This window comes from Flavobacterium johnsoniae, from assembly GCF_001879205.1.
Classification (GTDB): domain Bacteria; phylum Bacteroidota; class Bacteroidia; order Flavobacteriales; family Flavobacteriaceae; genus Flavobacterium; species Flavobacterium johnsoniae_A.
Genome location: NZ_MLFK01000002.1, coordinates 477,044 through 489,840, shown reverse-complemented (window position 1 = coordinate 489,840; position 12,797 = coordinate 477,044). Strand labels below are relative to the sequence as shown.

At 35.9% G+C, this 12,797-nt stretch carries 9 protein-coding genes; 1 reads left to right on the top strand and 8 read right to left on the bottom strand.

The features are described from left to right. Positions 1-10 precede the first annotated feature (10 nt). The 7 genes from BKM63_RS04550 to BKM63_RS04520 all read right to left on the bottom strand — a co-directional run bounded on the left by BKM63_RS04550 (position 11) and on the right by BKM63_RS04520 (position 10,054). Positions 11-1,126 carry a D-TA family PLP-dependent enzyme gene (locus tag BKM63_RS04550; RefSeq protein WP_071635443.1) on the bottom strand — a complete coding sequence of 372 codons (1,116 nt, stop codon included), beginning with the start codon at positions 1,124-1,126 and terminating at the stop codon, positions 11-13. Between the two features lie 3 nt (positions 1,127-1,129). Beyond that, positions 1,130-1,777, bottom strand: a complete 648-nt coding sequence (locus BKM63_RS04545; protein ID WP_071635442.1) for a bifunctional 4-hydroxy-2-oxoglutarate aldolase/2-dehydro-3-deoxy-phosphogluconate aldolase — start codon at positions 1,775-1,777, stop codon at positions 1,130-1,132. Positions 1,778-1,786: 9 nt separating this feature from the next. Then, positions 1,787-2,818 carry a sugar kinase gene (locus BKM63_RS04540; RefSeq protein ID WP_071635441.1) on the bottom strand — a complete coding sequence of 344 codons (1,032 nt, stop codon included), beginning with the start codon at positions 2,816-2,818 and terminating at the stop codon, positions 1,787-1,789. A gap of 532 nt (positions 2,819-3,350) precedes the next feature. Continuing rightward, positions 3,351-3,818 (bottom strand): RidA family protein, encoded by a 468-nt coding sequence (locus BKM63_RS04535; protein WP_053473321.1) that lies wholly within the window; start codon positions 3,816-3,818, stop codon positions 3,351-3,353. Positions 3,819-3,822: 4 nt separating this feature from the next. Next, positions 3,823-5,142, bottom strand: coding sequence for a GntP family permease (locus tag BKM63_RS04530; RefSeq protein ID WP_071635440.1), 1,320 nt, complete (start codon positions 5,140-5,142; stop codon positions 3,823-3,825). 192 nt (positions 5,143-5,334) lie between these two features. Then, positions 5,335-6,864: a SusD/RagB family nutrient-binding outer membrane lipoprotein gene (locus BKM63_RS04525; protein ID WP_071635439.1), complete on the bottom strand. Its 1,530-nt coding sequence runs from the start codon at positions 6,862-6,864 to the stop codon at positions 5,335-5,337. A 34-nt stretch (positions 6,865-6,898) separates the two neighbouring features. Continuing rightward, a complete protein-coding gene (locus tag BKM63_RS04520; protein WP_071635438.1) occupies positions 6,899-10,054 on the bottom strand; it encodes a SusC/RagA family TonB-linked outer membrane protein in 3,156 nt (1,051 codons plus the stop codon). A gap of 236 nt (positions 10,055-10,290) precedes the next feature. Between BKM63_RS04520 and BKM63_RS04515 the strand changes: the two genes are divergently transcribed. After that, on the top strand, positions 10,291-11,058 hold the full coding sequence (locus tag BKM63_RS04515) for a nitrilase family protein (RefSeq protein ID WP_071635437.1): 768 nt from the start codon (positions 10,291-10,293) through the stop codon (positions 11,056-11,058). Here the strand turns inward: BKM63_RS04515 and BKM63_RS04510 are convergent. Then, the gene (locus BKM63_RS04510; RefSeq protein WP_071635436.1) at positions 11,055-12,743 is read right to left on the bottom strand and encodes an Ig-like domain-containing protein; all 1,689 of its coding nucleotides are present in this window, start codon (positions 12,741-12,743) and stop codon (positions 11,055-11,057) included. The genes BKM63_RS04515 and BKM63_RS04510 overlap by 4 nt on opposite strands. Positions 12,744-12,797: the final 54 nt, after the last annotated feature.

The following is a 12,797-nucleotide window of genomic DNA, read 5'->3' as shown; positions in this document are numbered from 1 at the left end:
GCTTAAAATTTTATATATTAATTTCTCTGCTTCGGGCGGCAACTTTCCATTGATCACAAACTTGGTGTCCTTTATTGACAACCTGAACAGAATCATAAAGTGCGCAGGTAGGGCAGACATGATACGGAAGCGCATATATAGTGTCGCCAATTGCATATTTGTTTTTTCCTTGGTTTTCTACAATCAAATGTTCTTCTGAATGTGATGTCGGAATTAGATTTTCATCATTTAAAATCACTAATCTTTTATCGATTGGATTTTCTGAAGAAACGGCTTTGTAACCAATATCAATGCAGAGTGTTGAATTTGTTGGTTTTGAAATGATGGTTCCAACGATAACTAACGCCGGTTTAAATTTTTGTTCCGGTAAATTAGTCTGATAATTAAAATCCCAAAAAACAAATGTTCCCGGACTGCATTCTACGTTTTCCTGCGTGGCATAAAACGGAAAGGTGTTCGATCCTCCTGCCACGATTTTTAATTCGTAACCTAATTTTTCCCCAATTGCTTCTGCTTTTTCTCTTATATTCAAAAAGGAAATTGAAGCAGCATTTGTTCGCTCTTCGGCACTTCCTTTTAAATGTCCGTCGTAAATATGAATGCCTTCGAAATGAAGGTTTTTTAATTTTACAATTTTATCTGTTAACGCGCTCCAGTTTTCAGAAATAGAAAATCCGGTTCTGTTCATTCCGGTGTTTAAATCCAGATAAATATGCAGTTTTAAATTGTTTTCTTTTGCAATTTCATTTAAGGCTTTCGCCGATTCCAGATTGTCTGTAATGGTCGAAAATTTGACGTTTGGATATTTTTGAATTAACGAAAACCATCTTTCCGTTTTAATTCCAACAGGCTGATAGGCGAGAAGAACGTCTGGAATTTCGTGTATTGCGGCAAGTTCGGCTTCGGCAATTGTGGCGCATTTTATTTTTTTGATATTGTAAATTTTAAACAATTCCAGAATTTCGCCAATTTTATGTGTTTTAATGTGAGGCCTTAATTTTTGGGTATCGCCATTTACAGCGCCAATAAGGCGTTCAAGATTAAACCGGATACGATCTTCGTAAACAGCTAAAAATGGCGTATCAATGATAATGTCGGACTTAATTTTCCACCAATTTTCTTGCATAACTTAGTTTCTTGTTTTATCTACCACTTCAATTAAATTTTGAAAAGCCTCTAAAGCTTCCTCATATTTTAAATTCAAAAGCATTTCTTTTGAAAACAAATTCGAACCAATTCCCACACACACCACTCCAGATTTAAACCAGGATTTTAGATTGCTTTCTTCCAGCGTTACGCCTCCTGTGGGCATTATTTTTAAATTCGGGAAAGGCGCTCTTATTGCTTTTACATATCCCGGGCCGCCAATTTTATCGGCGGGAAAAAGTTTTACCACTTCGGCTCCCAGTTTATTGGCGTGTAGAATTTCGTTTAAAGTTGCGGCGCCGGGAATCCAGTAAATGTTATTTTTAAAACAGTAATTGCCAATTTCTAAATCGGTATGAGGGCAGATAATGCAATCTGCGCCTAATTGATGGTAGGTTTCGGCATCCTGAACACTCAAAATTGATCCAACCGCAATTTTTACATCTAAATTATGCGCTTTTTTAAAAGCTGTCATTTGAGCAAAAACTTCTTTTGAGTCATGGGCACGCGCAGCAAACTCAATAATTTTTATGCCAGCATCAGCCGCTGATTGCAATACTATTTGGGCTGTTTCTATGTTGATTTGGGTTACTAACGGAAGTACACCTTGCGTTTTTAAAATGCTGTACATATTCTTAGTTTATCTGTTAATTCTATTACTTGATCCGTTTTTGATAAAATGATTTATTTCGTCGAGAGTGCTTATGGCAAAATCTCCGTGAATGCTTTGTTTGATAACGCCGCAAGCCACAGCCCAGTCAATGCATTCCTGTCCGGATAATTTATTCGATAATCCGTATAGTAATCCGGCATTAAAAGCGTCTCCAGAACCAATTTGATCTGTTACTATATGTATTTTGTGTTCTGGCGTTTGATAGAAATTACCTTCGTGCATCAATAATCCTTTGTATAAATGTGCCGGACCATCAGATTTTCTAAAACTCATGGCAAGTGTTTTTAGAAAAGGCATTTTTTGTTTTAATAATTCGAATGTTTTCTGAAAACGAGATGCATCAGATTCATTTTTATCTGTTTGGATTCCGAAGTAAATTTCAATCGCATCTAAATCGGCAACTGTGATGGTGCTGTATTGAAGCAAATCGGGCATAATTTCAGAAGGATGTTTTCCGTACTGCCACAATTTGGAGCGATAATTAAAATCGGAAGAAATGGGAAGGCCTTTTTTATGCGCAGTTAAAATGGCTTCTTTACAAGCCAGACCTGCTTCGTTTGAAACTCCCGGGCTGATTCCTGACCAGTGAAAATGTGTGACACCTTCTAAAACTGCATTCCAATTTATCTGATCTTTTTGTATGGTTGCAAAAGAAGAATTGCTTCGGTCGTAAATAACCTGCGATTGCCTGATTTGGTTTCCGGATTCTACAAAATATAAGCCCAAGCGTTCGCCCCCATAAACACATTTTGAAGTGTTTACTTTGTGTTTCTGAAGTTCGTTTAAAGCGAGTTGTGCCAAATCATTTTGGGGTAATCGGCTGATATAATCGGTTTGGATTCCGAGCTGCGAAAGTAATACACAAACATTGGCTTCGGCACCGCCCACATGAATTTTTATTTCATTGGCCTGTGTAAACCGGTTTCCATTGGCAACATTCATCCGAAGTAATAATTCTCCAAATGCTGCTATTCTTGTTTGCGAGGTATTTGTATTCATGTTTTGTTTTTTAGTCACAGATTTTATGCGATGAACGTAACGATTAGTTTTAAACACATAGAGACATAGTTTTTAGAGCTTTTGAAAAAAGGCGTTTCACTTGCATTAACGCACATAGCTATGTGTTTAATTTTTTAGCCACTGATTACACTGATTAAAGTGATTTCTTTTCTTTTTTTGCACGAATTAATTGAACGTCTTGATTTGTGTTAATTCGTGTAATTTGTGGCAAACCAAAAATCATTTTAATCTGTGTAATCTATGGCGTATTTTAATTTATGCGATGAACGTAGCGATTAATTTTAAACATATAGGTACATAGTTTTTAGAACTGTTGAAAAAAAGGCGTTTCACTTGCATTAACGCACATAGTTACTATGTGTTAAAAGCTGGCTTTTTTTGTATTCTTTATCGAGTAAAAAATCTATGTTTCTATGTGTTTATTTTTTAGCCACAGACTTTCGGATTAAATTATTTTCCTTAACCAATACAGATTACTCTTTAATCTTTGTTTCTGTGGCGTATTCCTTGTCTAAAATAATTCGAAAACAGCTTCAACTTCTACGGGAATATTATCCGGTAGAGATCCCATTCCTACGGCGCTTCTTACTCCAATTCCGTTTTCTTGTCCCCAAACTTCGGCAAACAATTCACTGCAGCCATTTATTACATAAGGATGTCTTAAAAAATCGCCGTTGCAATTCACCATTCCTAAAACTTTTATCACTCTTTTTACTTTATTCAGGCTTCCAAAATTGGTTACAATAGTCGAAAGCATTGTTAGTCCGACTTGTCTGGCGGCTAATTTCCCTTCTTCGATATCCATATCATCGCCAATTCGCCCAATAATTAAAGATTTGTCGTCTCTAACCGGTCCGTGGCCAGAAAGATACAAGTATTTTCCGTCGACTAAGTAAGGTTTATATATACCAAGAGGTTGAGGCGCCGGCGGAAGTGATAAGCCGAGAGTTTCAAATTTTTCTTGTGGTAATAAATTCATGATATTAATGTATTATAGAGTTTAAAATAAAAACGAAAATGATTCCTAAAACAGATACTAAAGATTCCATAACAGTCCAGGATTTAAAAGTGTCTTTTAGGCTGATATTAAAATATTCTTTGAACATCCAGAAGCTTGGGTCGTTTACGTGCGAACACATTAAACTTCCGGCTCCAACGGATAAAACCAATAAGTTAGGATCGAGTCCAGTTGTTTGCAGTAAAGGCAGTAAAACGCTGGCCGTCATTAATCCGGCGGCTGTAGCAGAGCCAACACAAACGCGAATAATCGCAGCCATTATCCATGCCAATAAAAAAGGATGAATGTTTATTTGTGTCAGCGCTCCTACTATTGTTTCGTTTACGCCGCTTACAATCATAACTTCTTTGAGTCCTCCGGCACCGCCCACAATCAAAACAATTAGAGCGACATCTTTTATAGCGGCAGCATAATCATCCATAACAGAGGTGATGCTTCGGTTCATCCGAATTCCTAAGGTGTAAGTGCAGATGAGTAAAGAAATCAGCATAATCATGCTGGGTTCGCCTATTGTCTTACAGATGTTTTCTACTGTTTCATTTTCTGTAAATAAGGGTAATATCGAAGTCAGCGTTAATCCAAAAACAGGAAACAAAGCAGAAAATAGACTAAGTGAAAAACTCGGTAGTTTACCGTGGTTTGCAACTTCTTCGACATTTAAAATTTCATGATCTGATTCGGTTTTGATGTTTTTAAGCAAATTTGAAAACAACAAACCGGCAATAAAAATCGTGGGAATTGCAATTATAATTCCGTAGACCAAAACCAGTCCAATATCGGCATTTAAAATACTGCTTAACGCCATTGGTGACGGATGTGGGGGCAAAAAACCGTGTGCTACTGAAAGCGACGCCAGCATTGGAATTCCCAGATATACTTTTGAAAGTTTAAATTGATGGGCTACTGAAAAGATTAGAGGTACTAACAAAACAAATCCAACACTATAAAATAGAGGTATCCCAACAATAAATCCGGTAATCATTAAGCCGAGTCGAACGTATTTTCTGCCCGTCCATCCCATAACTGTTTTGGCAATGACATTTGCGGCGCCTGATGAAACGGTAAGTTTACCAATACAGGTTCCAAAAACGATAATCAACGTAATAGATCCTAACATTTCGCCCAGCCCTTTTTGAACGGTTTGCGACAAAGTGTTTATTGGCAGGCCTAAAAAAAGACCTGCTAATAAAGCTGTTATGATAAAGGCTATAAACGGATTTATTTTAAGCCAGGCTATTTGAATGATTAAAAACGCAATGCATGCCGTAAGAATTAAAATGCTCATTTATCTATCGTATTTTTATTTCAAGTTATATTTTCTATAACTTGTGTATTATTTTACACGCTGATCTAACAGATTCGCTTTCGCGAAAATGCTGATTTACACAGATTTTACAATTATAAAATAATCCGTTTTTTTCCGCGTCTTTGCGAAGCAAATCCGTTTTATCCGCGTTCTAATTCAGCATTTCAGTTACTATTTATCCCACCAGATTCTTGTTGTAAAAGCATCTTCTCCCTGACGCTTAACTGCTTCTGCTAAGTTAGCTGAATTCACTGAATATTCGCTGGTTGAGTATTTTAAACGTCTTGGTATTGTGCCGTTTGTAACATTTCCGGGGAAATTTACAGGAGTTAAAACAGGATATCCGGTTCTTCTCCAGTTGGCATAAATTTCTTGTTCGTCTACAAACAAAGCGATATAAATTTGAGTATGAATCTGATTCATTTTGGCTTCAAATGAGCCCGCTGCATTGTACGGATTTGCCGTTAAATAAGGCGTTGCATCCGGAATAGTATAAGCGGCACCATAAATTCCCATGTTTAAGAAAGAAGCTTTTACTCCTTTTTCATATAAATCTTTATCTGTTTCGTTTGTATACCATCCTCTTGCGGCGGCTTCAGCCAAATACAAATTGGTTTCGGCGTTGCTGATTAATACAAGAGGTGCATCATATTTAAAAATAGTACTTTGGTTAGGTTCAGAATACGTTGCCTGCTCTGCAGGAGTTGGGGCGATTTTTGTTCCGTTAGGAAAACCTTTTTGAACGGCAATACTTGTATTTTGAGCAGTTCCCTGCCAAACTCCGGCATAAACACTAATTCTTGGATCAGCAGTTGATTGTAATAAATCAATAAAAGTTTTGGCTAATTTACCGCCTTCTACATTTTTTTGTCCAAAAGACCCCGCCGTAAAATCTTGTCTTCTTGCATCAAAACCAACCGGATTTCTATTAAAATCATTCGGGCCGTCTGTATATCTCATTATAGCGTTATCTGCCCCGTTTAAAATTACGCCGCCTGCAATTGCTTTGGTAACCCATGTTTTAGATAATGCTGGATCAACTTTAGATAATCGTAAACCAAGGCGAAGCATTAGCGAATAAGAGAATTTTTTCCATTTTGCCACGTCTCCATCATAAATGAAATCAGCTTTTCCAAAACTTGGTTTTGCCGGATCTAGTGCTGTTGCAGCTTCGTCTAATTCTTTCAATAAATCTTTATAGATGAATTCCTGACTGTCATACTTTGGAAGAAAAATTTGCGTGCTGTTGGCTTTCGCCGCTTCAGAATAGGGGATGTCTCCATACAAATCGGTAAGCTTATGATACAAAAAGGCCTTCCAGATTCTGGCAATATTAAGTCTGTTGCTGTCGTTTGGGCTGTTTTTTAAAGCATCGATTACAATTTCGGTTTCACTCAAAGCGGTTGGATACGCCTGATTAAAATAAGCCGAAAAATAAACTTCATTATTTAAATATTTATCTCCCACACCAGAAGCTTCTTTATATGTGGCATAGTGCTGCAGCATGCCTCCGCATTCTAGAATGTTGGTAAAGAAATAATTGTTGTTTAAACCGTCAAGTTGTGCTTTGCTGAAAACAAAATTTGGATTTGGTTTGTCAACTGAATTAGGGTTGGTGTTGATTTCTTCAAAATCATCAGTACAGGATGCCATACTTCCTAAAAGTATTCCTGCGATATATAATATGGTTAACTTTTTCATGTCTTTTAATTTAAAAATTAGAGATAAAACGAGTTTAAAATTTGATATTTAAACTTAAACCGAAACTTCTGGTTTTTGGCACTCCAAATTGTTCTACACCTTGAGCATTTCCTGCACTGAATACAGATTCGGGATCTACGTTTGGTGTTTTCTTATAAAGGATGAATAAGTTTCTTGCCACAAATGAAATGGAAGCTCCCTGAAGTTTTGATAATCCTTTTATTTTGTCAAGCGGTAATTGATAACCCAAAATGATTTGTCTCAATTTGATGAAACTTGCATCATAAATAAATGTAGATGATATGTTTCTCAAGCCGTCATAATATGTTCTTAGGTTTTCCGGAGCGATAACCATATCTACCGGATTTCCGTTAGTGTCAACACCTTTTATTGGTAAACCACTTTCACGGCCTTCAAGAGTTAATTTTGTTAGTCCCATACGAGTTCCGTATAAATCAGTTCCTGAGTATAAACTTCCTCCAAATTTACCATCGATCAAAAAGCTGAATGAGATGTTTTTGTATTTGAATTCATTACTGATACCCGCTCCCCAAGGATGAACTCCCTGGCCTAATTCTTCAAGCGGACCTTGCGCGATTGTTGCAGAACCCCCGCTCACATTGTAAACGGTATTTCCGTTAGCATCCTTACGTGGTTTGTATCCTTTTATAATACTGTAAGGACGACCCACATCACTTGTAATCGTAACATATCCGTTTACAGAAGTTGCCATTGTAATAGAACTTAACTGGTCTGTAAGTGCTTCAACAGTGTTTTCGTTATACGAACCATTGAAAGTTGCATCCCATGAGAAATTTTCTGTATTGATGATTTTTCCGCTAAGTAAAAATTCAACTCCTTTGTTTCTCATTTTTCCAAGATTCAATAAAGCTGTATTGGCTCCTGAAGCATTTGAGATTGTAGTTTCGACAATATCATTTGTTGTCGCACGGTTGTAGTAAGCGAAATCAAGATTCAAACGATTGTTGAAAAAACCTAAATCAGTTCCAACTTCAAAAGTAGTAGAAGTTAACGGACTTAAAGTTGAATTAGGAACTCTTGTGCTTGTTGGGCCTTGCAGTTGCTGGCCGTTATGTCCGCCTTGCACCATTGTGTACGATTGGTTCAATGCATACGGATCAGGAGTTGCGCCTCCAACCTGCGCCCATGAAGTTCTTAATTTAGCGAATGAAACAAATTCAGGCATTTTTACAATATCCGAAAGTATAATACTTGTTCCTACAGAAGGGTAAAAAACCGTATTGTTATCTTTTGAAAGTGTCGAAAACCAATCCTGACGACCTGTAAAGTTCAGGAAAACGACATTTTTATAATCTAAATCTACGGCACCATAAACTGAATTTGTTTTTGTTTTTCCGTAAGGATAAGTATAAGTAAGTGTAGATAAATTGCTTAAAGCATAAAAATCGTCTAATACAAAATTCGATCCTTCTACTCTTGTTTCATCTCTTAAAGTAGTGCGCGAGTTCACTCCAAGCAAAGCATTTAAAGAGAAATTACCGTAAATGTTTTTCTTAGTATAATTTAAAATTGCCTCCGTATTTAAGTTAGATATTTTTGTTTTTTGGCCCTGAGCATATCCAACCGGATTGTTTAAAGTTGTTTTTGGAATGTATCCAAAGAAATCATAGTTGGTATAATCTTGCCCAATTCTTCCCTGAAGAAATAATTCAGGAGTAAAGTTCAACTTTACATTCAACATTCCGATAAAACGGTTTTTAGTGTCTTTATTTTTAATTTTATTTACAACAAAATATGGGTTTGTAGCTACTGCAACAGGATTCCATGCTTCTTCAATACCATTTTCATCATATCCTGGGGCAAGGTTTCTAATGTCTACTGTATTGGCAATCATGTAAGTTCCCCAGTTAGGGTTTGCTTCTGCATCTGAAACGGTAACTCTGTTGTTTGATTTTTCTAAATTATATTGGGCAACAACATCAAATTTTAACCAGTCCGTCATGTTAACGTTACTTGCAATATTGATGCTTTTTCTATTGAAATCAGAATTTGGCACCACCGATTGATTGTCTGTATTAGAGAAAGATAAACGTCCTGTGGCTTTTTCAGTTCCTCCAGATAAGGCGACCGAATTGATGAATGTTGTTCCGGTTTCGTAGAAATTTTTAATGTTATTTTTTTGCGCCACATAAGGTCTGGCAACTCCGTCGAATTGCACAACATCCGTTCCGTCGATTTTTGCTCCCCATGACCAGCGTCCGGCAGCTACTGCTTCGGCCTGGTTAGTTGGTTTTTTTCCATTGGCTCCAGAGCCGTATTCATATTGCCAGTCAGGAATAATAGAAGGAGTTTCGAAAGTAAACGAAGTATTATATTCTACTCCAATTCCTTTTTGAACAGCACCTCTTTTAGTCTGAATTAAAATGACTCCGTTTGCTGCATTTGCACCGTATAATGCCGCTGCAGTTCCACCTTTTAAAACTGTTATGGTTTTGATGTCGTCCGGATTTATTACCGAAGTTCCGTCTCCGCGATCCACATTAATTCTGGTAGATCCCGGGCCGTTTCCAATTCCCGGTAAATTAAGTTGTGTGTTGTCGATAGGTAAGTCGTTTACAACATACATCGGCTGGTTATTTCCGTTTAATGAACCATTTCCTCTTATTACAACGCGGCTTGATCCGTTTGGTCCTGTTGCAGTGCTGCTCACGTTAACACCGGCAATTTTCCCAACTAATGCATTGGCTATATTTGTTTCTTTTGCTTTTGTGAATTCAGTTCCTTTAAGTTCTGTTACTGCATAGGCAATGGCTTTACTGCTTTTTTTAACTCCCAATGCCGTTACCAGAACCTGGTCTAATACATTTTCGGCTGGTTTTAATTTAATAACTAAATCTGTGGTGCGGTCTAAATTAAATTCTAAAGTTCCGTAACCCATATAAGAAATAACGATTTGCTTTTCATTTTCAGGAACATTTAGTTTGAATTTTCCTGACTCGTCTGTTATCGCTGCTATTTTACTATTGCTTTTTGCATAGACCGTGGCGCCTGCAATTGGCATTCCGTCATCTTGGCCAATTACCTGGCCAGTAATCTCAATCTGACTGCTGTTTTGTTCAAAGAGATGCATTTTTATTGCAGTCTCCTTTGCATTTGCTGAGAGGATCATCCCCCCAATAAATACTAATGAAATAAGCTTTGTTTTCATAATAGTTTGGTTTTCATGTTTTCTTTTTGGTTTTTATTGGCGAATCAAATATATATATTATTTTTTCACAGTTGCATTTTTTTTGCATTAAATGCATTTTTTTTGCAATAAAATTTATTCAAGTATTTTTATAATCCAAAAAATATGAGGTTTTTAAAGGTCTTTTGAGAAAATTTTGCAGAAAGCGTTTTTTTACTTAAAAATTAATTTTGGCTGAAAATTCGTATTTTTGAAATATGAAAGTCACTTTAATTCAATCAAATCTTCATTGGGAAGATGCTTCGCAAAACAGAAAAAACTTCGAATCGAAAATAAATCAAATCGATTCTGAAGTAAATTTGATTGTGCTTCCGGAGATGTTTTCGACTGGTTTTACAATGAATCCTTCGGCAGTTGCCGAGACGATGGAAGGCGAAACTATTTTATGGATGAAGAGAATGGCGCAGGCAAAAAACAGCGCCATAACGGGAAGTTTGGTAATTACGGAAAACAATAAGTATTATAACCGAATGGTGTTTGTTTTTCCGTCAGGAGAAATTAAATATTACGACAAGCGCCATTTATTTTCATTGGCTGGCGAAGATAAATTCTACACAGCAGGAACTGAAAAAGTAATCATCGATTATCTCGATTGGAAGATTTGCCTGCAGGTTTGTTATGACTTAAGATTTCCGGTTTTTGTACGTAATGTCGAAAACTACGATTTACTTTTGTACGTTGCGAATTGGCCAAAAGTGCGCACAAATGCGTGGGATGCTTTGCTTAAAGCACGTGCTATTGAAAACCTGAGTTATGTAGTTGGAGTAAACCGAATTGGTTTAGATCATCATGATTACGAACACATAGGCCACTCGCAGGTTGTGGACTTTTTAGGTAATTATATTTTAGAACCACAAGAAACAGAAGGTGTTTTTGTAGCCGATTTAGATAAAAATGAAATGCTGGAAACGAGAAAAAAACTCGATTTTTTAAGCGATAAAGATTCTTTTGAAATTAAAATTTAGAAAGCTTTACTTTTCTTTTCGGCGTCTTTTCTCTTTTTGTCGTCTTCTTTTTTCTCTACATCAGGATTATACGGAACGCTTAAGTCAATGGTTTCGTTAACATCCCAGTTGGTTCGTACATCAATTTCACGCTGAAAATAAAATACTTCTTCGGCATGTCTTTTTTCAAGGAAATTACCGGTGTCGTACATTTTGTTTTTATTATCATCGTAGATAACCCTTACGGTAAATTGTGACGGCACCATTAAATTGAATTCAATTTGAGTTTTTCCTTCAGAATATTCGCTGGCAAGCACATCATCTCCTTTTTTATTGGTTATTTCAACAATGATAGGGAAACGTTTTACGTTTTTTAGATTCAAAATTAGATTTCCATAATCAGCGAATTCTTTTGTTGATAATTTATATGATAACGTATCATTGGTTTTTTCATAGAAATCCGTCAATGCGCCGGGGAAAAATGTAAAGTTGTATTTCTCCAAAGGTTCTTTCTTGAAATCAACATATAATTTCTGCTCAAATTCGTTGTATTCCGTTGTAAAATCAACTGCAGTCGAGTCTTTATTGACTAATTTAATTTTTGTTTTATCAAATTTAACCAATGGGGTTTCGGTATCTAAAGTAAATCTTTCTCTAAAATTAATAGAACCATTTTGAACGGCTTTAATGTTTAAAGTGTCTTTTTTCTGGTCTTTAACCTTAAAGGTAAACTTTTTATCGTAAGTGTCTTTACTCACTTCTAATGACAAAGAATCTGCTTTTAGCGGTTTGTACCAAACTTGCAGCGAATCTTTTTTAGGAAACTGTGTTATAATAGTTTCTAATGTTTCGCCATTGTGTTTAAGTACAATTGCAGGTCTGTTTGTCTTAAAATTTTGTTTGCCTTCATACGGCAGGAGTATTCTGTTTCCTGAAGCTTGTATAGGTTTAAAAGTTTTTAACGGAAGCGTTTCTTTAAATAATTCCAATTCAAAGATTGTATCATTTGGAACCGTGATAAAATGTTTGATAAAACCTATTTTATCATCTTTCGGATTGAATTTGTTGTTGTTTCCTTTGTCTTTTAAAGCAACCAAAAGATATTTTCCGGCTTTTAAATTTTCAAATTCAAAAGTTCGTAAACTATCTAAAGTATTCGTAATATATCGGGGAAATTCTTTGTAAATAACAGAATCTTTATATTTATCATTCGCCTCATAAAGCATTACAGAAACAAAATTGTCTACATTTTTTTCGTAAGCATCTTTAATCTTTCCGCCAAGCTTAAGGGAATCAATATAAGGCCCGGTAGAGAAAATATATTTAAACTGATTTATTGCGTTTCCTTCATTATTATCTGCAATACTCTGACCAAAATTTAAACTGTAAGTAGTATTAGGCTGTAAAGTATCTCTTAGTTTGATATTAATGAATTTGCTGACATTTGTTGGGGTAATTACCGGCTCATATTTCATTGGAGGAGAAATAATAAGCTGTTTGTTGAGGTTTTTTAATTTGATGTATTCGTCAAATACCAAGGTAATTTCGTTTCCTTTAAAATCAGTTGTCAAATTTTTAGGAGCACTAGACACTAAAACTGGTGCCAGTGTATCTTTTAATCCGCCGGTAATACTGCCTCTTTTGGCACAGCTCACCATTAATAATACCAATAAAAATGAAATATATTTGAGTTTGCTTTTAAACATAGCGGTTTTTAAATTTGATTGCACAAAATAACAATTATATTTGCTTTAATTGAA

Bases quoted from the DNA above. Each gene is read 5' to 3' on its own strand.
- BKM63_RS04530 (WP_071635440.1), bottom strand. From the start codon at position 5,142: ATGAGCATTTTAATTCTTACGGCATGCATTGCGTTTTTAATCATTCAA.
- BKM63_RS04510 (WP_071635436.1), bottom strand. From the start codon at position 12,743: ATGTTTAAAAGCAAACTCAAATATATTTCATTTTTATTGGTATTATTA.
- BKM63_RS04525 (WP_071635439.1), bottom strand. From the start codon at position 6,864: ATGAAAAAGTTAACCATATTATATATCGCAGGAATACTTTTAGGAAGT.
- BKM63_RS04535 (WP_053473321.1), bottom strand. From the start codon at position 3,818: ATGAATTTATTACCACAAGAAAAATTTGAAACTCTCGGCTTATCACTT.
- BKM63_RS04540 (WP_071635441.1), bottom strand. From the start codon at position 2,818: ATGAATACAAATACCTCGCAAACAAGAATAGCAGCATTTGGAGAATTA.
- BKM63_RS04515 (WP_071635437.1), top strand. From the start codon at position 10,291: ATGAAAGTCACTTTAATTCAATCAAATCTTCATTGGGAAGATGCTTCG.
- BKM63_RS04545 (WP_071635442.1), bottom strand. From the start codon at position 1,777: ATGTACAGCATTTTAAAAACGCAAGGTGTACTTCCGTTAGTAACCCAA.
- BKM63_RS04520 (WP_071635438.1), bottom strand. From the start codon at position 10,054: ATGAAAACAAAGCTTATTTCATTAGTATTTATTGGGGGGATGATCCTC.
- BKM63_RS04550 (WP_071635443.1), bottom strand. From the start codon at position 1,126: ATGCAAGAAAATTGGTGGAAAATTAAGTCCGACATTATCATTGATACG.